Here is a 19,426-nt window from a genome sequence, read left to right on the forward strand (position 1 = left end):
GATGAGTAACAGAATGCACTTGTTTCAGCGATATGGGATAGAGCTGGAATATATGATCGTAGATATTGATACTTTGGCTATTCGGCCAATTACGGATGATTTTATCAAGAGTGTATTAGGCGAATACAGTAACGAAGTAGATCGTGGTTTGGTGACGTGGAGCAACGAACTGGTGCTTCATGTGCTGGAACTCAAATGTTCTAAGCCGGAAGCTGATCTCGTTGCATTAACTGAAGGATTTCAGAAAAATATTAAGGATATTAATCAGAAGCTTTTGGCTTACAATGCCAAGTTGATGCCGACGGCTGCCCACCCTTTGATGAACCCAGAGAAGGAGACTTTCTTGTGGCCGCACGACAATAATGAGATCTATGATATCTACAATCGTATCTTCAACTGCAAAGGTCATGGCTGGTCCAACTTGCAAAGTACGCACCTCAACTTGCCGTTTTATGATGACGAGGAGTTTGCGCGACTGCATGCGGCCATACGTTTGATTTTGCCTATTCTTCCGGGTATTGCGGCTAGTTCACCGATTTTGGATGGAGCGGCTACAGGCTATTTGGATAAGCGATTGGACTACTACCAGTCCAACCAAAAAGTGATCCCTGAGATTACTGGTAAGGTTATTCCTGAAAGGGCCTTCTCGAAAAGACATTATCACAAAATGATTTATGATCCGATTCAGGAGGCGGTAGCACCGTATGATAAAGAGAAAATCTTGGAGCCCGTATGGCTCAATTCTCGTGGGGCCATTGCCCGCTTCGATCGTGGCTCCATAGAAATAAGATTGTTGGACATTCAAGAATGCCCGAAAGCGGATATGGCCATTGTGGCACTGATCATTGGCGTATTGAAAGTGCTTACGGCCGAAAAAACATGCAGTGCGCATGATCAGCAAAGTTGGTCAGCGATTCCATTGAATAAAATATTCAAACAGATGATCATGACTGCCGAAAATACCGTCATCGCGAATGAGGATTATTTGATGGCCTTTGGGATGGAAAAAGAAGAGGCGACAGCCAAGGAGCTGTGGAGCCATTTATTGGAATTGGTGAAAGTACATCACCCGGTTTTTATCGGACCTTGGTTGGATACCCTGCATGAGATTTTGGAGGCTGGGACTTTGGCGACGCGGATTATGACCGCCTTAGATGGTATATATACCGAAGAGAATATCAAACTCGTGTACAATGAGCTTTCAGATTGTTTGTCAAACAATGAAATTTTTGAGTTATGCGTAAAAGAAAAATTATAATCACGTGTGAGCATGGCGGAAACTATATTCCGCGTGAGTTTAGATACTTATTTACAAAATATGAGAATGAATTAAATTCTCATCGAGGTTGGGATATTGGAGCACTGGAAGTAGCTAAGTATATGTCGAGACACATTCCTGCTCCCTTGTCTTATCAGCGTGTGTCCCGGTTGCTGGTGGAGTCCAATAGATCCTTGCAAAATGAGGAACTGTTTTCTCAGTATTCAAGAGAATTGGAGAAGCCAATTAAGAAATATATTCTAGGCAAGTACTATCACCCGTATCGGAATGCCATTGAGAAGAATATATCCAGATGCATTGAAGAAGGGCAGGAGGTGCTTCACCTGTCGGTTCATAGTTTCACACCCGTCTGGAATGGTGTAAGGCGACAAGTGGATATAGGATTGCTTTGTGATGAGTCGAGGTGGCCTGAAATGGAGTTTTGTCAAATGTGGAAGACTCAGATCGAACAGTTATTGCCAAAAAAGTTGACCATGATCAATGTGCCTTATAATGGAGCCGATGATGGATTTACTACCTATTTGAGAGAGCAATTTCCAGCGGAAAAGTATTTGGGAATTGAAATAGAAGTGAATCAGAAATATGCTGGAACCGAGGAGATGTCAGTGATCAGATCAGCCTTGTCCAATAGCTTGATTATCTCGGAGGACTTGGTTGAGGAATAAAAAAGCTGTCTCAAAGGTCCGTGTTTACATCATAACGAGTGGAACGAAGTGATCTTATTGTTCAGACACCGATCGTATTGTAAGATGGTTTCACGGCGTTCGCAATGACGAACTATTTTTGAGACAGCTTCATTTTGTAAGCAATTTGGTTATTTTGACTTAAGACAGCTTAAATGTAATAGGTAGAATCATTCTCACTTTCACCGGCTTGTTATCTACCAAACCTGGCGCCCATTTTGCAGCACTTTTCATCACGCGAACCGCTTCCGCATCGCAGCCTGCTCCAATGCCTTTGATGGACTTTACTTCGGTGAGCTGTCCGGTTTCGTCTACGATAAACTGGACGAACACTTTACCTTCTATGCCATCTTTTCTTGCCTGAGTAGGATATTCCATGTTGCCAGCGATCCATTGATAAAACTCAGTCATTCCGCCGCTAGGATCAGGTAGGACTTCCACTTGGTCATAAACTCCCTCCATGCCTTCCGCTTTTTTTACAGCTGAAGTTTGTACTTGAGCGATGGCTTTTGCTGCTTCTTGATCATTCATTTCGCTGAGCTGTTCTACAGCATCTTCGCATCCAAAGGTCAGTACTAGTCCCAACCCTAGGACAAAGGGGATGATTTGTTTGATTTTCATAATTTGATTGTTTTGTTGATTTATCATTTTAATTCTTTTTAGTGTCGACGAGGTATGAAAGGCGTGTGCCAACTCATAGCCTTGTGCTCTGATGGTATGTGCTGCCAAGGTTTGAATATAGGACTCCCTATTTGCGTTTTGGATCGCTTGGGCATCTGCTAGATATTCATGATTGATTCGTGCTAATTTTTTGATGATATATATGAATGGATTGATCCACAATAGGGCTGTAATCAATTCAAAGAATAGGATATCTAAAGAGTGCCATTCCTTTGCATGCACTTTCTCATGGCTAAGAATTAAGTCTTGCTCTTCGGTGGAAAGTTGACTGCCTAAAAAAACTGTATCGAGAAATGTATAAGCTTCAGCACTGTCGGCAATGATGCATTGACGTACCTGATCTATCTTTTGAGATTGAGGCCTTTTCAACAATAGTGTTGCTGTCCTTCCAATCAATTTGATCAATAGAATTGTTGAAATAGACATATATACCCAAGGTAAGTAGGAGAGGAAATTCATTCCTTGGGTGGTAGGGGAAGCATCCATTGATACCGCATCTAGAAAAATTGTGCCCGCTACGAGGTTCGATGGTACGCCTTCGAATCGAAAGGAAATTAAAGGAATGATTAATGATAGTGTAGCGCTACCTAATAAAAAGAAGCGATTGAAGTTGAATGACTTTTCGTTCTTCAGCGCCAAAAGGTAGAATAGACTAAAGGCACCTAAGGCCAAACCAGATTCTAAGAGATAGTTGAGTAGGTTATTCATGATCAGTGGATTTATGTTCTTTTTTGGCAAGTTCGACTAGTTCATTGAGCTCATTTACACTCAGATTATTCTCTTCTGCGAAGAAGGAAACCAAATTTTTGAATGACCCACCAAAATAGCCATCCATGAAGTTGGATAAATAGAATTTGGAGTAGTCCTTCTTTGCCACGATTGGAAAGTATTCATAAGTTTTGCCGTAGGCTTTGTGCGAGACAAACTCTTTTGTTTCCAATATTCTCACAATTGTAGAGACTGTATTATAAGCCGGCTTAGGCTCCGGTAGTTTGGCAATGATGTCATGCACCACGCCTCTTTCGATTTGCCACAGTGCCTTCATGACCTGTTCTTCCGCTTTTGTTAGTTCTTTCATATTACTTAATTTCTTTACAATCTTATAACTATAAACTTAGTTATACAACTAAAATAATAATTAATTAACTAAAAATATGGTTGATTCTGCCAATATGTATTTTGTTATTCCTGTTTTTCTTACTTTCAACTATGCAATGTAGTTGCAAAGAGACTATATTTGCACTCATGGAAACTAAGGGACGAAAAGAGATACTCAAACGACATGGCATGAGAGTTACAGATTGCCGATTAGATGTTTTGGATTTATTCATCAATAGAAAACAAGCGCTCTCTCAAAAAGATTTAGAAGAGAACCTCACTGCTTATGACCGAGTGACACTATACCGTACATTACACAGTTTTATTGATAGTGGTGTACTTCACAAAATCCCAAATGACAATGGTATAGCTTCCTATGGTGTATGTTTTGATACTTGTAGTCCTGAATCTCATCAGCACGATCATGTGCATTTCAAATGCACGGCTTGCGGGCAATTAGAATGTATAGAGGAACACATTCACTTGCCAGCCATTAGTCTTCCTCGAGATTATAAAATGGGCGCCGTAGACATTATAGTAAATGGCGTTTGTGGAACTTGTACCGCGGGATAAGATCATGAAGAATTTTTTGGGATTGATAGTGGGGCTGGTAGTCAGTACATCTGCCTGGTCTCAGGTGCAGTTGTCAGGTATAATCTATGATGCGGAAAACAGAGAACCATTACCTGGAGCGATAGTGAGTATTCACGAGCTGGACGTTACAAAGGTCACTGATATTGATGGTAAGTTTTTGTTTGAGAGCATAAGACCTGCGACTTATCATTTGCATATCAGCTATATGGGATACAAGGCCAGAACTATGGTGAAAAGTGTAAGGCAAGCCGAAAATTTAAGCATCTATCTTGAGCCAACTACCTTAGAGTTGAGTGAGATTGTTGTGGAATCCAATCATTACAAAACCGGTCCGAAGGAACAGACTTTGCCGATGGAAATTCTGGATGCCGAATTTTTGGCCAAAAACAGAAAAGGTACTTTTGTGAACTCGTTGGAAGACATTCCGGGTATCAGCGCGATTAATACGGGCGTAGGCATTTCCAAACCGGTCATTCGCGGCATGAGTTTCAATCGAGTGATTGTAAATGACAAAGGAGTGAAGCAGGAAGGTCAGCAATGGGGGACTGACCATGGGTTGGAAATTGACATGTTCGAACCAGGTCGAGTGGAAGTTATAAAGGGTCCAGGCTCGTTAATGTATGGTTCTGATGGTTTGGGAGGTGTGATTAATATATTTCCTCCGGCTATTCCTCAGAACAAGGAGATTGAGGGTTCGGTGCAAGGGATCTATAAATCCAATAACCATTTAATAGGTACTTCGACAGTAGTGCAGGGTAAAAAAGATGACTGGGTATATCGGGGAAGATTCAGTACGCAGGATTTTGGAGACTACCGCGTGCCAGCAGATCAATTTACATACAATGGCTACAATCTCCCCATATACAACGAACGTCTAAAAAATACAGCTGGAAGAGAACGGAACTTCACATTGATGACGGGTATCAAGAAGAACTGGGGCTATTCCACACTTACGGTGAGCAACTTTCATCAAAAGGCAGGGTTGTTTGTAGGCGCAGTGGGAATCCCTAGGTCTTATCAGCTCGAGCACGACGGATCTTACCGAAATATTGATATCCCTAATCAGGAAACGAGGCACTTTAAGATTGCTAGTAATTCGAATGTTTTAATTAGAGGCAAATGGCTGGAAATGGACTGGGGCTACCAGCGTAATCGTCGAGAAGAGCACTCAGACCCTACGGCTCATGGTCAAGAAGAAGGACCTGATGGTACCCTGGAACATGGATTGGATTTGCAGACTATAAGTGTGAACTCAAGATACTTCTGGCAGGCCACAGAATCCCATACACGTATTATCGGCTTGCAAGGACAATATCAGTGGCACGATTGGGACGGATATGCTTTTTTATTACCAGAATTTAGAAGTAGCAATATTGGAGTGTTTGTCTATGAGGAATACAGCTGGGCCAATCGATTTACTGCAACCGGTGGTTTGCGTGTTGATTATGCCATTCGTGATATTACTGGCTACAGTGAGTCAGATGGAACGATTTTTTTTCAATACAATGAAGATATTTATAGAGAGTATTTCAACCTATCAGGAGCGCTTGGTCTTTCATATTATCCAAGCGAACTGCTAAACATTAAATTCAATCTGGGTACCAGTTACCGTGTGCCTACACCGAATGAACTATCTATCAATGGACTGCATCACGGTACATTCAGATATGAACTGGGCGAACCAAGCCTGACCTCTGAGCGTGGAGTGCAAATGGACTTAAGTATGAGCTACCAGAAGAAAGATTTCAGTTTAGTAGTCACTCCTTTTATGTCATATTTTGATGGGTTCATTTATTTGGCAGCCACCACACAATTTTCCTCAGATTTCAATCCCTTTTTGCCAGCAGAAAGCGGTCAAATTTATCAGTATCGGCAAAACGATGCAGTATTTGCCGGAACCGAGGTCGCTATTGAGTACCATCCTTTGGAAGCATTGCATTGGCGTGCGGGATATGAATATGTGTACAATTACAACCTGGACTCCAAGTTGCCGCTTCCTTTTACTCCGCCAGGATCACTGTATTCTGAACTGGAGTATGGATTTGACGTGAAAGGGGCTCTATTGGAAGATATTCATGTAGGTGCTAACACCAAATGGGTATTCGATCAAGAGCGTGTAGACAGAAATGAGAACACGACACCTGGCTATTGGTTATTAGGTATTAATGCTGGAATGGGCATTCGAATGGGAAAAGCTGCCATTGGTCAGATTACTTTTTCCGCTCAAAACCTTTTCGATAAAAAATACTTCAATCACCTGAGTAGATACAGGCTGCTAAACCTACCCGAGCAGGGAAGAAATTTCGTCATATCTTTCAAAATTCCTTTTGCAATTAAGTAACATTAGTATTAATATTGCAATATTGTTGCAAATAAAAATTTTCAAATGAAAAAGATGAATGTATGGCTTTTAGCCATTTTAGTAGCACCGGTTTGGTTTTCTTGTGATGACGATGATGCTGTAGATACAACGGCGCCAACGATTACCTTAGAGGATCCTGTAAATGGAGAAGCTATTGCTGCCGGAACAACCATGGAGGTACATGGTGATTTGGAAGATGATGTGGATTTGGCTACCTATAGCATTACTATTCATGATAATTTCGATGGCCATGCGCACGGAAGAATGCAAAGTAAATTTAGTTTCAGTGAAAGCTATGAGACGGAAGGTACGAATGTTCATATGCATCAGGAAATTGAAATTCCGGCAACAGTAACCGCCGGCCCGTACCACTTTATTGTTCAAGCTATTGATGCAGCAGGCAACTCAACATCTTTTCAGGATGATTCTAATGTAGAAGTAGAAATCTGGATTACCAACGAGGAAATGGGACATATCACATTTACTGATGCCAATGACGTTGAAATCGAAGAGCTGGAAGGTGTAGTAGGACAGGCGCTTGAGGTTGACGGGTATGTACTCGACGAAAGTGGCACTTTGGCACATATTGATATTAGCGTAGGTCATCTGGACGAGGAAGAAGGAGATCATGACGGACACAATCACGGACGTGTACTTGAAGACGCCATCTATGACAAGGAGTTTGATGTTGAAGGTGAAGGTATGGTGCAATTTCGGAATCTACTAGCCAACGAGTCTATCGTGGTAAGTCAATCTGATCTGGATGAATTAGAAGAAGGAGAGCATCTTCATTTAATTGTAAGAGTTGAAGATGCTGATGGCAATATTAGTCGCGGTACTATTGAAATACATTTTGATTGATTGGAATATATAATACAGTTCAGTTAAAGTTAAGAAGGGCCATTGGTCCTTTTTTTATGGCTAGATTATTCCGTAATCTCGATGGGATTCCCCTCAGGGTCGGCTATTACACTTTCATAATAGCCGTCACCTGTGGTTCTGGGCTCGCCTAAAATAGAGAAGCCATCCGCTCTAAATTGATTGGTGAGTTCGTCTACCCGTTGTTTAGTACCCACTGAAAAGGCCAGGTGTGCCAAGCCATTGTGCTTTTTGTCACTTTCTTGTTGTGGCAGGTAATCGGGGTTGTGCATCAATTCGATTCGAGTTTTTCTATGATCAAATCGAAGAAAATATGAACTGAAATTTTTCGCTGGATTCTCATATCGATTTCCTTTTTCAGCCTGAAAGTACTTGGAGTAAAACGCACTCATACCTTCGAGATCATTCACCCAAATGGCGGCATGCTCTATTTTAATTTTTGGTTGCCGTGGACCATTGTGTTTCAATTTTAGAACCAGCAATGCCATCTGAAGAGTAAAAACGATAGTATTGGTAATGATGATGGGCAAATCAAAAATTAGGATACCATAGGTGAGCCAGGTACTAGACGAACAAACAAAAATGATCAATGTCCACAAGGACAAATCTTCGACCGATCGAGTCTTGAGTGATTGCCAAACCTGCGGAACAAAACTGGAGATCGTCAGTGCCACGGCCAAGTAGCCAAATAGAGGTGCGTATGAATTCATAGAAAATGTTAATAGTCCAGCAAAACTGATGAAGAAATGGTGAACGGCTCAATTTTGCCAATATATTATTAATTAATCTTCATCTTCTACGTGAATTCCCTATTTTCGATTCTATGGATCGAAGAAGTTTTGTAAAGAAATCGGCTGTGGCCTCTGCGGCCACTATGCTTACCCTCAATGCCGCCCATGCAAAGGCAGTTGAAAATCAATCGCTGATCAAACCCAAAGCACTAAAAAAAGGAGATACGATTGGATTGATCACTCCAGCCAGCGCAGTGACCAGACAGGCTTTCGAAAAGGCTGTGGAGAACTTGAAAGCCATGGGGTTTGTGGTGAAATACACGGACAATATGAGCGTGCGCAAAGGCTTTTTAGCAGGCACTGACCAGCAGCGACTCGATGATCTACATCAAATGTTTTCTGACCCCAATATCGATGGGATCGTTTGTGCCAGGGGAGGTTATGGGTCAGGACGGCTGTTGCCAAAGATCAATTATGATCTGATCAAGGCCAACCCGAAAGTTTTGGTCGGGTACAGCGACATCACAGCGCTGCTTTATGGCATCCATCAGAAAACGGGTTTGGTTTGTTTTCATGGACCGGTAGGCGCTTCTGAGTATTCGGAGTTTACGGATAAGGCCTTCGAGCAAGTACTAATGAAAGGCAAAGCACCCAAATTCGAAAGACCGAAGGAGTGGGAAGAAAATGAAGATCCTGCATTCCAATCTTTGCCCATTGTAGAAGGTACGGCTGAAGGTGGATTGGTGGGCGGTAATCTCAGTTTGATGTGCTCAATCATGGGTACGCCTTATGATATTGATTTTAAAGGCAAGATCGTTTTCATCGAAGAAATAGGGGAGTCGCCTTATCGCGTAGACCGTATGCTGACGCAGTTGCTCAATTCAGGTAAACTCAGCGAAGCCAAGGGAGTTGCTATGGGTGTATTTAGAGGCTGCGAAACCAAACCCGATGATCCAGACTTTGCATTGTCGACCAGCTTGGAGAACGTCTTGAAAGATCGATTCGGCCATATAAATATTCCGGTACTTTATGGTCTACCCATAGGTCATATCGATGACAATGCCACCTTACCCTTTGGCGTGCAAGCCGAGCTGGATGTAGAGAATGGAAGTTTGAAGCTGTTGGAGAAAGGGGTGGAGTGATTAGGTAAACACCTTTTCACTGGCTTTCACTGGCGCAAGTTTAGCGAAGCGTAACTTGTGACTAACAATGAATATCGAGTTTGTAACTCGGAAATATTGATAGCATAAGTGTTAAACACTCATGCTGGCGTAAGTTTAAATCAATTAATTTGTTAGATATGAAAAACCAATTGAATTACTACTTAATAGCCGTATTTTCCATTTTTGTTGGGAGCCAAATTACAGAAGGCGTTCTGCTGGTTCCCTATTGGCAATCGATGTCTTCCAGTGAATTTTATAGCTACTATCAAGAATTCGGACCAGCTATTAATCGATTCTACACGGTGCTGACCATTGTGGCTTTGTTGATTCCTATTGCATTAGCTATTTACTATTATAGCAATCGATCGGCGGGTTTCAAATATGCCCTGACTTCAACCGCGCTGGCCATTTTATTTGTCTCTTGTTTTTACATTTATTTCAAAGGGACTAATCAAGCTTTCTATCAATCTGCATTTAACGAAGTCGACCTGAAAAACGAATTACTAACATGGGCCAGCTGGCATTGGGGGAGAGTGGTTTTAGAATGCCTGTCTTTGTGTTTTTTAATATTAGCTGTTTCGAAAAAGAATTAACTACTGGCAGCAAGTTTAGCGAAGCGTAACTTGTGACTAATAATGAGTCAAGATATGCGTATTGTAGAATGAAGAAATCTAAATGGATTCAGTAACACAAATAGTATTGGGTGCCGCGGTAGGTGAAGCCGTATTAGGAAAGAAGGTAGGCAATAAAGCGATGCTTTATGGCGCCATTGCCGGAACCATTCCAGACTTAGATGTGATGGCTTCACATGTCACAGATACAGTGACAGCTTTAGCTGTACATCGCGGGTTTACGCATTCCATTGTTTTTTCTGTGCTATTTGCTCCTGTTTTTGGGTGGCTAGTTTCTCGATACGAAAGTCTGAGGAATTTCAAAAGTTGGTCCTGGTTGTTCTTCTGGGCATTCATTACACATCCCATATTAGATGCGCATACTACATGGGGTACGCAGTTGTTTTGGCCCTTTGATTTGCGACTGGCTTTCAAGACCATCTTTGTGATCGATCCATTATACACATTGCCCTTCTTGGTGTTTTTGATTTTGACGATGCTGCAAAAACGATCGGCCATCAAACGTCAGTTTTACAATCGTCTGGGTTTGTATGTGAGCACGGGCTATTTGCTACTCACCTTTTTACTGAAGTGGATGGCTTACGCGCAATTTGAATCCGCCTTAAAAGCACAAGACATAAGCTATTCACAACTAGATACTCGTCCTTCACCTTTGAACACCATCCTTTGGAGCGCCAATGTGGAAACTGAAGTCGCTTATCTGTTAGGAAACTATTCATTGTTTGATTCTCAACCGATCACCTTTGAATCTTATCCAAAGAATCATCAGCTCTTGGGAGCATTAATTGATCAGGAACCGGTACAGCGAATGATCGCTATTTCAGAAGGGTGGTACACCATCAGCCAAAAGGAGGGAAAGTTGTACTTCAACGATCTGCGATTTGGCCTTTTGAGCCTAGAACCTAAGGCACAGGATTTTGTGTTTAGTTACCAGATCGAAACAAATTCATCCGGTCAAGTCACATTTACAGAAGTACCTAAAACCAAAAGGGATGGCAAGAAGCTACTGGCAGATTTATGGCAGCGGGTGAAGGGAAATTAATTGGTTGCAATCTTTGTTTTTGCCGAGGCTCGAAACATCTCGTCATTGCGAACGGAGCGCAGCGAAGTGCGGCAATCCCTTGCGGATACTTGCTGCTGTCTTATTATTCAGAAAATAAACTGACTCAAAACGAGATACTTTAGAGGGTACTAGATTATTCGTCATACGTTCACAAGCCAGGTGGACTCTTCATTTTTGGCATAGCCCAAAAACGAAGCAAAAAACCCTAGGCTGTGAATAAATTCCTAAATTTCGGCTTTTTACTGCACTTAAATCCAAACTCGCTATGCTCAAACAGTGGATTTAAATTCGATTTTCACAAAGCCGAATTTCTTAACGGAATTAATTCAAGGCCAGATCAATACCCTATTTTTTTGATTTCTGTCCGTTTTATCTTTCAAAAAGTGTTAAGAAACTAATACAAAAGCCTTTTGATAATAGCAACTCACCTGCTTTACTCCGTCACAATCTCATTCCCTCTATAGACATGATTTTTGTCTTTGAATAAAAGGCCATCGGCATCCTTGGGACCGAAAGTCGCCAAATCAACACCTTCCAATACTTGGCCATCGAAGTATGCATTGTTTTTGTCTTTGGTGTATGCTTGGTATTCGTACACATGGAAAGTCTCCATATCGACGCCTTCCATGGGTTTCCCTAAATAATAGATGTGGTTTTTGTCAGCTCCATAGTAGGTGTCCTTCCAAAATTTGAAACTGCTTCTGTCTGCCATAGGCATCAGCTGGTTATTATGATATACTTTATCATCCACTAGCAAGTAATCATGCTCCATGACTGAAATAGATTCAAGATTCTTCACAGGTATTTTTAAGAGAGCTTCTTCCATATCCTCGAGCCAGTTGCTATACGAGTAGAGGTAGTCCTTGTCCGCGATATAGTGGTTGTCTATGACCTGAATACTAGCAACATCAATAGAAGAGGGGATGATTTCATCTTGCCTGTGAAGGTAGACGGTGTTTTTGTCTTTGCTGCTTACATCATTGAGTATTTCAAAGGTTGCGTAGTCTACATCTACAGCTTTGTAATTATAAAAGTACAGTTTGTCATCCTTGCTCCAGTCATAATCCATGAATTCGAAGGTGTCAGGATTAGCGCCTTCAATCTTTAGCATGGTTTCTTTAGGCATAGGTTTTTCGGACATCCTTCCGTGAGCAAATTCTTGTGCTACATAGACATGTGATTTGTCATAGCCTATGTAGTCGACGACACGAAATGTAGCATGATCGACCTCAGCCGTAATGTCTTCGGCTTTGTAATACACTCTGTCTTTGTCTTTGGCATATTCTAAGCCAAGCACTTCAAAAGAGGCTACATCTGCATTCATCTTAGTATTGCCCAGTTCGAACCAATTGCCCATCCGACTGTATTGGATATCGCTTTTGTCGCGGTTGTAATAATAGTTATCCGAAAGGGCTTCGTCGACCGGTCCGGAGAAGGGTCTGCAAGCTGTAAATAAGAGAAATCCCGCCAATACTACGGTGACAATTACGACGATACTAAATGTTGACATATAGGTTGATGTTGTGATGATGGAGTTCTGTTGGTTTCGTGTTTTCAAATGTATAGAAAGGTTCGATTCAAGTAATGGTCCCATTCGATTTTTTCAGTAGTTGAGATATTAATCCTTCTATTCCTAAAGAATTGATTTATAGTCGTCAGTGGGGGTGTTGTAATTTTTCGCCCATTGCTCTCGAGTGAGTTTCCAAAGCTCTTGCTCAGTGAATTTTGGATCCACGTATTTTGCCTTGGTGATTTTGATGAATTCGCAACCTGTTTTTTCTTTGATTCTTCTGGATGCCACATTACCCACGGCATTAGCAAATATCAATTCTTCAAAGCCAAGGGAATCGAAGGCATAACTCAATATGGGAGGCATGGCTTCTGTCATGATACCTTTGCTCCAATGTTTTTTGGCCAACCAAAATCCTCTGTGCTCTGGCTTACCTTCTTTCCACAGATCAATACATCCAATAAGTTCTTGAGGTTCATCTTTAAGGAAAATACCCCACACCCATCTGCCTTGACCTTGATTTGGAATGATTACATTTTTGATAAAATCATGCACACCATGCTCCGGATAAGGCCAGGGAACAAGGCTTGACAAATACCTGATTACCTCATAGTCCACGAAGTGTTTTTTATACGCATCGGCGTCGGATAATTCAACCGCTCTTAATATCAGTCGTTCAGTTTCAAATGACGGTATCTTACTTTTATCCTTCATAATTAATTACAACCAGGACTATATCTGCTGACAAAAATCACAAGTTACGCTGCGCTAAACTTGCGTCAGTAGGGGAACGCCTTATCAAGAGAAATTGGATTAAAAAAAGGCCAATACACTTGTTTTTACCATAGATATCGACCATGTATGAGGCGTATGCTCTCACTTTGTGGACAGCTCTAAAATAGTGAATTCAGCCGGTGCTTCCAAAGTATCCAAGTGGCAGTGCGCATAGAAGGTCAAAACTCCTGCGAAATGAGCTTGGTAGAAAGCAGAGAAGTTTCTTCAGCGGCTGATTCACGGTCGAGTCCCGATGCAGTTTGTAGAAAGCACGCAAGCATATGCCTCATACATAATGTTATGGCTATTTTTTCTCAAACTCTTTGATCCAAAGCTCATACAGACCTTTATTGAGCGAGTCTGCTGTTAATTGCGATTTCCAAAAGGTGAGCAAAGTGTCCTTATTTAGGATTGCTCTATCAAACTTGTATTCCAGTTCTCTAATTCGGAAAGATTCGTTGATAAATGAATTCATTTTTTTCCTATAAATCGAATCGTTCAAGTCCTTTGCAAAGTATCCTTCGTTCAGGAGCTGTTCAATTGTTACGCCGTTCGTGATCAGTTTATTCAATTGAATTGTATCGAATTCACTGATCAAGGCAATAGACTGTTCACCTTGAATGTCAATCTTATATCTTATGTTAGTTATTAGCGAATCTTCACGAATTTCGTACTTCGCATAGGGCAGTAATTCCCAATCGATATTGAAGCGTTCAATAGTGTCCTCATGAAAATAGAATTCCGTATAAATGTCATGTACACCATCTGTAAGGCTTTGCCAATGTCCCGCAAGGTCAATTTCTTCGGAAGAGTTCTCTTGACATGAAATTAAGAGGACAGAAAGTAGAAGTGAGTAAATGAGTTTCATAGATCGACTTCAATTAGCCATAACGACCCTGTATGGATCTGTGGTCATAAAGATAGGGTGCGCTGGTCAAAGATCATATGTCAAAAGCTCAAAACCTACATTTTGCCGCGGCAAAATGAACTGGACAAGTCATCGGATTAGCCCGCCTTCAGGTAAGAAACAACGAGCGCCAACGACTTTGTCCGCGTAGCAAGTCACTAATACCATCGTAGCTGTTCTCGGTGACATATGATCGTCGATGATGGCAGGGGAGGTTCTATCATCTGATATGACCATGATCTCATACAATTTGTTAGCCATATTTTTTTAGGTTTTTGAATAGAATGAAGGCTCCAATTATTATACCTGTTAACCAGAAAAATGGCGCAATTGTTAAATCGTAATTCAAATTATTATAACCCTGATTAAGGTTGTTGATATATTCAATACCCATTAATCCGTCAATAAAAGGTAGTGAAGTCCAAATAATTTGATAGGATAAATAAAAAGCTATTGATGTTAAGAATGCTCTACGAGTTTCCGATTTATCAGAAAAATTGGTTTTTGATAACCTGTTAAGTGTGTAGTTAAATATTACGACGGAGCAAATTAGTCCGATAATATTCGCACTTAGTGCACTAATGATATTGTTAATTGATGATTGAAAAAATACCCTTTCTAACAACTTTGTTATTAAGTCTCTTAATCCGAACCCAGGAAATGTCGGGCTAAAAAAGAAACCTACTCCAAGAATAGCAATTGTACGATAATTCATAAGTTATGGCTAACAACCGGATAACACACACTAGTGTGTGTTATCCACTATATGTTTTTGGTCTCTTAATTTTACTTAAAATCATCGTTCTAACCAAACGGAGCTTAATAAGCATTTTTTTAAACGTTTATTACACTTTCTCAGAATGGCTGCGGTTAGGCTAGCAGATTGATGGTCTGCAATAAAAAAAACAGGCATTGACAAGCTGCTGACCAGACCGATTACCAAAGTAGTGGATATGTAGGGAAATTACAAGAGCTCAGGCCGTAGAACTACTCAGCGGCTTTTTTCCATACAAAAAAGTCCTTCAAGTATTCTCGATAGACATATCCCCAAGGGATAACCACTAGATCGATCACGATGCCGGGTGCCATCGACCAAAACCAGGATTCGTAGTTGTCATCCAGCAGCCCGGTGCTTTTTGCAGGCAGGTAAGTACCAATGATCCAGGCGGATTTATACACCAGTTGGATCAAAAGCAGGGGGATAAACTTCAATGGGTGCCGAATCCCCAGTAGGCATAAAAAGGAGAAGGCGGCATAGAAACTGATCGTCACCCCAGACATGGGACTTGGTACGTTGGTAGGCGCAAATACTTCTGCCCAATGATCAGGCCCCAGGCCGACAAGAATAAGTAAAAAAAGTACACGTAAGACATGCTGTCTCCATAGAGGAGGCGTAAGATTGGTAGTCATAGTTTTGAGTTTATGATTAATAAAATTTTAAAAACTAAGACTCAGATGCAGAGAATCGCCAGAGGGTTGCATCAAGTGTATTTATTCTGTCTAAGGAAGCTATCTTTCTTCTTTGATCAGCTTCCAGACCGCCTTATTGTAATTTGCCTTGCTTATTCCTGTCAATTGTTCGAGGGCTGAATAATAATTGGCATTTCCTTTTTCGAAAGGGCCACAGTTGAGCATTTGCCATACGCCTTCGAATCCTTGTTCTTTTTCTATTTTTTGTATGACAAGCGCATTTACCACATAGTCCGCCATCAAGTGCGTGGCTCTACTTTCACCGAAGTTTACAGGCTCTTCTTTGATCTGCATCCAATTGGTCTTTTTATCACTGGCCACTTGCGCATAAAACCGATCGAAAATTTCTTCCCAGGTCAACCCCCAGCTACCACCGTATAAATAGGCGCATGCTTCGTCTACGGGCTTGTTTACTTTCCTTCTCGAGATTTTCAGACTCAATCGATCGTGCCACAGGTCATGCGCATCTAGGTTATCGAATGTTGCATTGTTATTGCCTAAGATGATCAGCTTCTTGTTTTCAAGAGACGAACTGAAGTTGGCCTGACGCACACCATTGTAATCCAGTCGATAGTTCACACCCATGAGTTTGAGCAAGGTGGTGAGATTTTCTGTACAGTAGAATTCTGTGATTTTGTTTTCAATTTTGAGTTTTTCGTCAAACTCGTGAGCGAGGCGGCCAAAGGCTTGCAGGTTGTCTTCATTGATGTGGTTTGCATAGTGAAAGATATTGTTGTTGATTTCGGCTGTCTTCCAGTTTCGTGTATTGTAAATGAGCGGAGAGGAGAATTTGAATGAATCTCCCGATCGATGAGCAATCAGTTCGTAAGATGCCCTGAGGTGACTTACTGTATCTTTTGTACCGATGTAGGAGAGCTGGATGAGGTATTGATTTTCATTTAACTCTACTACATTATTCAAATAGGGTTGGTAGAAGTGGTTGTCAGCAAAGGCCTGGCTCTTTTCTATGTCCTTGAATTCATCCAATAGGATATGAGTTTCTATTCTTTGGGATTCCAGCACCCAAGGGTTGTCTTCGTTGGGTTCGGCGCTTGCTGCCAAAAAACCATTCAGTGCATGCACAAGTTGCTGGCTGACAAGACTGTCTTGTGGTAATCGAATGTGTGGTTGGATTTGTATATCGCTAGTTTGCGCGAACGTAAAAAATACAGGAAAAATTAAAAGAATTGATAATTTGAGTTTCATGAGTTTGGTTTTTTTTTGAATTCAAAGAAAGCCAAACTCAGCACCAGGGCTTGTTAATATTTTCCTATCAATTGTTAATGAAAAGTTAAACCGCACCGCTCAAGATATATCACTCACAAGAGAAAGCCGTATGAAAAACCTGTAGTTGTGGAGTCTTATCACTGATCACCACTTGGTAGATGCGATTGTAAATACTTTCATCAAAGGGTTCAATTTTTTGATCGCAAAGAAGCCCAGCCAATACGCCTGTGGTATTGCTGTGACCCACGACTAAGGCATTTTCTTTTCGCTCCAGTAGCACTTGGGCGATGGTATTTAATTCGCCAGGGTTGTATAGCGTTAGGTCTTTGTTTTTGGATTCAGCAGTTGGATTGGCAGTGTCTTTGGTTCGGATGTAATCTGAGCTGTAGACTTTTTCCAATGCTACTTGGTCAAAGAAAACAGCGAGACTTTCGGCTCTCTCCTCGCCACAGGGGGTTAAAGTAGGGTCCGAGTTGGTTTTATCCGACACATCTTTTTCAGCATGCCTGACCAGGTAGATGGTGAATGGTTCTTCGCTTGTGGGCGTACAAGAAAGATGACAAATAATGAAAAGTAAGAAATAAAGAAGATGTTTCATGCCAGTGAGAATATGGTGTAAATATGGTCAACACATTTTGTAAATGTATGGATTTGAGTTTTTAATGAGAGTTGTGGCTTTGTAGAAAGAGAAAATTCATAGGGGTGAATTTGCCCCTTATTGACTTAAGTGTCCCTTCGATCTAGCTTTGTTTTTTTTAATAAACAGAGACATATGAACCGAAGTCTTGTAGGTAACTTTTTGATCCTAACTTTTCTTGTATTAACCCTGTCAGGTGGGGTCATGTATTTTAATGCATTTCAGAAGAATGTTGCAGCCATTCATACTTTGTTCGCCATGTTTTTTGTATTGAGTGTGACCTTTCATATTGTGAATAATAAGAGACCACTCAAGAACTATTTGACCGGCAAAAGATCTAAGCACCTGGCTAAATATCAGGGTTTAATTTTGACTGTGCTTTTGTCTTTGATTGTTTTCGCAGGCTATCAGAATGTGGCTGGAATTAATGCTTTGTATGATTGGGGCAATGAGTGGCGAAATAGACAAGTGGGTAAAGAAGAGAGTTCATTTGACTATCAATTGATTAAAGTAAATGAGTCAATAGCTTCCAGACCATTAGCAGTTGAAGTAAAAAAAGGAAGGGCCTTTAAATATCCATTGTTTGCCATTTGGTTGGAAGACTCAGCGGGTAACTATATAGAGACACTGTATATCTCCAGAGTAATTGCTTCTGGTGTTTTTGACTATGGAATCAAAGAAGGGGACGTTTGGAAACCTTCCGTGAAAAGACGTCCAGAAGCCTTGCCATTCTGGTCACATAAAAGAAACATTTTGGCTGAGGACGGATACTATGTTCCTCTGACGCCGGCGGCCGATTTAGATGGCGTCTCTGGAGCCACACCAACGAACAACTTTATCATTCAAACAAAAAGTGAAAGCCGCGTGAATCAATATAGAATTTTGATGGAAGTGAATCAATCTTATGATTGGAACGAGTTTTACAGTGAAGATAAATTTCCTGATGACGAAATATATTCAGGCAGTGGTCAGGTTGGTCAGCCCTCCATGATTTATTCTTCTGATCTTCTGGATAGTGATCGATCTGAACGGTATGAGTTGTTGCATCTTATAGGTCATGGACATCATTCTGGCCGAGATGGAAAGTTATACACTGATATGAGTCGAATAACCACGGCTAAGGAGATTGTAGATCTTGTGTTGGTGAAACTACGATAATCTAATCTAAAGCAATGCAACAGGGATAGACATATCATACGCTAACCCATAGTATTTAGAATTATTGTACTCAAACTCATCTTCAATAGTCCAGCCCAATTTGAGGTGAGCTTTGGTCGATATTAGATTGGCTTGATTGATGAAGGTGGCTGCCAATGGATAAGCTTTGATAAAGTCTTTGCGCATGGCTTCGAACAAATGATTGATGATTTGTTTCCCTCTGTGATTAGCATCTATACAGACTGGTCCGTACTGAAAACTATTTTCATTCGTGATTTCCCATTCTTTGAATTTCCAATTCAGAAACCTGGAAGTCATATATGGAAAGATGGGCCATTTCTCATAGTAAGGCCAGGAACCGCCAAATAGATAGGCTACAATTTGACCCTCAATCTCAGTGACAAAAGCCCACCCTAATCCTATAATTTCATCTAGTAATTCAGGTGTGAAGGGTGTGGTAACAAAGCCATTGGTAGCTTTCTGCTCTTCACTGAGTTCACTGATCAGGTTTTGAGCCTGCAGCGCCAATATACCTGGTATGTCGTTTGGGGTTGCCTTTCTTGATATCATCAATCTGT

20 protein-coding genes are annotated in these 19,426 nt (G+C 41.1%); 9 read left to right on the plus strand and 11 right to left on the minus strand.

All coding sequences use genetic code 11. The annotated features are described in order from the left end of the window. Position 1: 1 nt before the first annotated feature. Both R8N23_RS08225 and R8N23_RS08230 read left to right on the plus strand, forming a co-directional pair. The gene (locus tag R8N23_RS08225; protein WP_318171104.1) at positions 2-1,258 is read left to right on the plus strand and encodes a glutamate-cysteine ligase family protein; all 1,257 of its coding nucleotides are present in this window, start codon (positions 2-4) and stop codon (positions 1,256-1,258) included. Beyond that, complete coding sequence (locus R8N23_RS08230) at positions 1,237-1,944, plus strand: N-formylglutamate amidohydrolase (RefSeq protein WP_318171105.1); 708 nt, start codon at positions 1,237-1,239, stop codon at positions 1,942-1,944. Before R8N23_RS08225 ends, R8N23_RS08230 begins: the two co-directional genes overlap by 22 nt. 159 nt (positions 1,945-2,103) lie before the next feature. Here R8N23_RS08230 and R8N23_RS08235 read toward each other — a convergent pair whose 3' ends face one another. Together R8N23_RS08235 and R8N23_RS08240 are read right to left on the minus strand one after the other, a co-directional pair. Further along, a complete protein-coding gene (locus tag R8N23_RS08235; RefSeq protein WP_318171106.1) occupies positions 2,104-3,351 on the minus strand; it encodes a M56 family metallopeptidase in 1,248 nt (415 codons plus the stop codon). Continuing rightward, entirely contained in the window at positions 3,344-3,721 is a 378-nt protein-coding gene (locus tag R8N23_RS08240) for a BlaI/MecI/CopY family transcriptional regulator (protein WP_318171107.1), read from the minus strand. The genes R8N23_RS08235 and R8N23_RS08240 overlap by 8 nt, the downstream gene beginning before the upstream one ends. A 167-nt stretch (positions 3,722-3,888) precedes the next feature. Here R8N23_RS08240 and R8N23_RS08245 point away from each other — a divergent pair, with 167 nt between their 5' ends. From R8N23_RS08245 to R8N23_RS08255, 3 genes are read left to right on the plus strand one after another with little or no spacing between them, the layout of a single operon-like run. After that, positions 3,889-4,314: a Fur family transcriptional regulator gene (locus tag R8N23_RS08245; protein ID WP_318171108.1), complete on the plus strand. Its 426-nt coding sequence runs from the start codon at positions 3,889-3,891 to the stop codon at positions 4,312-4,314. Positions 4,315-4,318: 4 nt separating this feature from the next. Beyond that, positions 4,319-6,676 (plus strand): TonB-dependent receptor, encoded by a 2,358-nt coding sequence (locus tag R8N23_RS08250; protein WP_318171109.1) that lies wholly within the window; start codon positions 4,319-4,321, stop codon positions 6,674-6,676. 45 nt (positions 6,677-6,721) lie between these two features. Next, positions 6,722-7,558: a DUF4625 domain-containing protein gene (locus R8N23_RS08255; protein WP_318171110.1), complete on the plus strand. Its 837-nt coding sequence runs from the start codon at positions 6,722-6,724 to the stop codon at positions 7,556-7,558. Between the two features lie 65 nt (positions 7,559-7,623). Here the strand turns inward: R8N23_RS08255 and R8N23_RS08260 are convergent, their stop codons facing one another. Then, positions 7,624-8,286: a SemiSWEET family transporter gene (locus R8N23_RS08260; protein ID WP_318171111.1), complete on the minus strand. Its 663-nt coding sequence runs from the start codon at positions 8,284-8,286 to the stop codon at positions 7,624-7,626. 113 nt (positions 8,287-8,399) lie between these two features. Between R8N23_RS08260 and R8N23_RS08265 the strand changes: the two genes are divergently transcribed. The 3 genes from R8N23_RS08265 to R8N23_RS08275 all read left to right on the plus strand — a co-directional run bounded on the left by R8N23_RS08265 (position 8,400) and on the right by R8N23_RS08275 (position 11,144). Continuing rightward, positions 8,400-9,449: an LD-carboxypeptidase gene (locus R8N23_RS08265; RefSeq protein ID WP_318171112.1), complete on the plus strand. Its 1,050-nt coding sequence runs from the start codon at positions 8,400-8,402 to the stop codon at positions 9,447-9,449. 158 nt (positions 9,450-9,607) lie between these two features. Next, positions 9,608-10,063 (plus strand): hypothetical protein, encoded by a 456-nt coding sequence (locus R8N23_RS08270; RefSeq protein ID WP_318171113.1) that lies wholly within the window; start codon positions 9,608-9,610, stop codon positions 10,061-10,063. Between the two features lie 82 nt (positions 10,064-10,145). Then, positions 10,146-11,144, plus strand: a complete 999-nt coding sequence (locus R8N23_RS08275; RefSeq protein WP_318171114.1) for a metal-dependent hydrolase — start codon at positions 10,146-10,148, stop codon at positions 11,142-11,144. Positions 11,145-11,598: 454 nt separating this feature from the next. On the opposite strand, the gene R8N23_RS08280 is transcribed toward R8N23_RS08275, so the two are convergent. The 7 genes from R8N23_RS08280 to R8N23_RS08310 form a co-directional block, all read right to left on the minus strand. Next, positions 11,599-12,675, minus strand: coding sequence for a DKNYY domain-containing protein (locus tag R8N23_RS08280; RefSeq protein WP_318171115.1), 1,077 nt, complete (start codon positions 12,673-12,675; stop codon positions 11,599-11,601). A 123-nt stretch (positions 12,676-12,798) separates the two neighbouring features. Continuing rightward, the gene (locus tag R8N23_RS08285; protein WP_318171116.1) at positions 12,799-13,389 is read right to left on the minus strand and encodes a GNAT family N-acetyltransferase; all 591 of its coding nucleotides are present in this window, start codon (positions 13,387-13,389) and stop codon (positions 12,799-12,801) included. 364 nt (positions 13,390-13,753) lie between these two features. Then, the gene (locus tag R8N23_RS08290) at positions 13,754-14,317 is read right to left on the minus strand and encodes a hypothetical protein (RefSeq protein WP_318171117.1); all 564 of its coding nucleotides are present in this window, start codon (positions 14,315-14,317) and stop codon (positions 13,754-13,756) included. Between the two features lie 129 nt (positions 14,318-14,446). Beyond that, the gene (locus tag R8N23_RS08295) at positions 14,447-14,617 is read right to left on the minus strand and encodes a hypothetical protein (protein WP_318171118.1); all 171 of its coding nucleotides are present in this window, start codon (positions 14,615-14,617) and stop codon (positions 14,447-14,449) included. A 726-nt stretch (positions 14,618-15,343) separates the two neighbouring features. Then, complete coding sequence (locus R8N23_RS08300; protein WP_318171119.1) at positions 15,344-15,766, minus strand: hypothetical protein; 423 nt, start codon at positions 15,764-15,766, stop codon at positions 15,344-15,346. 99 nt (positions 15,767-15,865) lie between these two features. Continuing rightward, positions 15,866-17,032: a hypothetical protein gene (locus R8N23_RS08305; protein WP_318171120.1), complete on the minus strand. Its 1,167-nt coding sequence runs from the start codon at positions 17,030-17,032 to the stop codon at positions 15,866-15,868. Positions 17,033-17,141: 109 nt separating this feature from the next. Beyond that, positions 17,142-17,651, minus strand: coding sequence for a phosphoglycerate mutase family protein (locus R8N23_RS08310; protein WP_318171121.1), 510 nt, complete (start codon positions 17,649-17,651; stop codon positions 17,142-17,144). A 174-nt stretch (positions 17,652-17,825) separates the two neighbouring features. Between R8N23_RS08310 and R8N23_RS08315 the strand changes: the two genes are divergently transcribed. Further along, positions 17,826-18,848 carry a hypothetical protein gene (locus tag R8N23_RS08315; protein ID WP_318171122.1) on the plus strand — a complete coding sequence of 341 codons (1,023 nt, stop codon included), beginning with the start codon at positions 17,826-17,828 and terminating at the stop codon, positions 18,846-18,848. 6 nt (positions 18,849-18,854) lie between these two features. Here R8N23_RS08315 and R8N23_RS08320 read toward each other — a convergent pair whose 3' ends face one another. Next, positions 18,855-19,418, minus strand: a complete 564-nt coding sequence (locus R8N23_RS08320) for a GNAT family acetyltransferase (protein ID WP_318171123.1) — start codon at positions 19,416-19,418, stop codon at positions 18,855-18,857. Positions 19,419-19,426: the final 8 nt, after the last annotated feature.

The organism is Reichenbachiella sp., from assembly GCF_033344935.1.
Taxonomy (GTDB): Bacteria; Bacteroidota; Bacteroidia; order Cytophagales; family Cyclobacteriaceae; genus Reichenbachiella.

Bases quoted from the DNA above. Each gene is read 5' to 3' on its own strand.
- R8N23_RS08225 (WP_318171104.1), top strand. From the start codon at position 2: ATGAGTAACAGAATGCACTTGTTTCAGCGATATGGGATAGAGCTGGAA.
- R8N23_RS08230 (WP_318171105.1), top strand. From the start codon at position 1,237: ATGCGTAAAAGAAAAATTATAATCACGTGTGAGCATGGCGGAAACTAT.
- R8N23_RS08235 (WP_318171106.1), bottom strand. From the start codon at position 3,351: ATGAATAACCTACTCAACTATCTCTTAGAATCTGGTTTGGCCTTAGGT.
- R8N23_RS08240 (WP_318171107.1), bottom strand. From the start codon at position 3,721: ATGAAAGAACTAACAAAAGCGGAAGAACAGGTCATGAAGGCACTGTGG.
- R8N23_RS08245 (WP_318171108.1), top strand. From the start codon at position 3,889: ATGGAAACTAAGGGACGAAAAGAGATACTCAAACGACATGGCATGAGA.
- R8N23_RS08250 (WP_318171109.1), top strand. From the start codon at position 4,319: ATGAAGAATTTTTTGGGATTGATAGTGGGGCTGGTAGTCAGTACATCT.
- R8N23_RS08255 (WP_318171110.1), top strand. From the start codon at position 6,722: ATGAAAAAGATGAATGTATGGCTTTTAGCCATTTTAGTAGCACCGGTT.
- R8N23_RS08260 (WP_318171111.1), bottom strand. From the start codon at position 8,286: ATGAATTCATACGCACCTCTATTTGGCTACTTGGCCGTGGCACTGACG.
- R8N23_RS08265 (WP_318171112.1), top strand. From the start codon at position 8,400: ATGGATCGAAGAAGTTTTGTAAAGAAATCGGCTGTGGCCTCTGCGGCC.
- R8N23_RS08270 (WP_318171113.1), top strand. From the start codon at position 9,608: ATGAAAAACCAATTGAATTACTACTTAATAGCCGTATTTTCCATTTTT.
- R8N23_RS08275 (WP_318171114.1), top strand. From the start codon at position 10,146: ATGGATTCAGTAACACAAATAGTATTGGGTGCCGCGGTAGGTGAAGCC.
- R8N23_RS08280 (WP_318171115.1), bottom strand. From the start codon at position 12,675: ATGTCAACATTTAGTATCGTCGTAATTGTCACCGTAGTATTGGCGGGA.
- R8N23_RS08285 (WP_318171116.1), bottom strand. From the start codon at position 13,389: ATGAAGGATAAAAGTAAGATACCGTCATTTGAAACTGAACGACTGATA.
- R8N23_RS08290 (WP_318171117.1), bottom strand. From the start codon at position 14,317: ATGAAACTCATTTACTCACTTCTACTTTCTGTCCTCTTAATTTCATGT.
- R8N23_RS08295 (WP_318171118.1), bottom strand. From the start codon at position 14,617: ATGGCTAACAAATTGTATGAGATCATGGTCATATCAGATGATAGAACC.
- R8N23_RS08300 (WP_318171119.1), bottom strand. From the start codon at position 15,766: ATGACTACCAATCTTACGCCTCCTCTATGGAGACAGCATGTCTTACGT.
- R8N23_RS08305 (WP_318171120.1), bottom strand. From the start codon at position 17,032: ATGAAACTCAAATTATCAATTCTTTTAATTTTTCCTGTATTTTTTACG.
- R8N23_RS08310 (WP_318171121.1), bottom strand. From the start codon at position 17,651: ATGAAACATCTTCTTTATTTCTTACTTTTCATTATTTGTCATCTTTCT.
- R8N23_RS08315 (WP_318171122.1), top strand. From the start codon at position 17,826: ATGAACCGAAGTCTTGTAGGTAACTTTTTGATCCTAACTTTTCTTGTA.
- R8N23_RS08320 (WP_318171123.1), bottom strand. From the start codon at position 19,418: ATGATATCAAGAAAGGCAACCCCAAACGACATACCAGGTATATTGGCG.